The organism is Bradyrhizobium sp. Crot121 (genome assembly GCF_059512385.1).
The window spans coordinates 1-480 of record NZ_JCAMOR010000352.1; the positions used below are offsets into that span (position 1 = coordinate 1).

Annotated in this window: 1 protein-coding gene; it reads left to right on the forward strand. The window is 57.9% G+C overall.

Translation table 11 applies throughout. From position 1 onward, the window contains the following. A partial coding sequence (locus AC5ZGW_RS46935) for a VOC family protein (RefSeq protein ID WP_496114244.1) occupies positions 1 to 426 on the forward strand: 426 nt, incomplete at its 5' end. Positions 427 to 480 lie beyond the last annotated feature (54 nt).

The following is a 480-nucleotide window of genomic DNA, read 5'->3' on the forward strand; positions in this document are numbered from 1 at the left end:
GCCTTCTACCAGGCACTGACCGGCGCTCAGCTTCAATCGCGCCCGCAGCCAACGTGTATCGCCAGCTCTTGGGATCACGAGCATCACAGGTTCTTTTTTGGCCCCCTATCCCTTGGTCTGGCTGGCTCCGCCGCGGAGAATCTGCCCGATGCGCAGGTCCCGCGAGTTGGTGAGCGCATCGATCTTGTCGGTGGTGGGATTAAGTTCCGTTCACCGCAGGCGCTCGTAAAGGCGATGAACCGAATGGCGTCGATTGGCTATGAGCCGGTCGATTTCATCGACCGGGGCTCAAGTGTGGCGGTCGTTTATCGCGATCCCGACGACATAAAAGTTGAGATTCTTGCCCCGGTCGAGGGCGGCATCCAGAAGTCGAGCGAATCCATAGATCGTGTCACTTTTATGCAGCGCTTCGATAAGCCGGTGTAAACGAGGGATATTCGCATGCGGTTAGGCAGACTTAACTCTGCTTCGCGTGCCGGC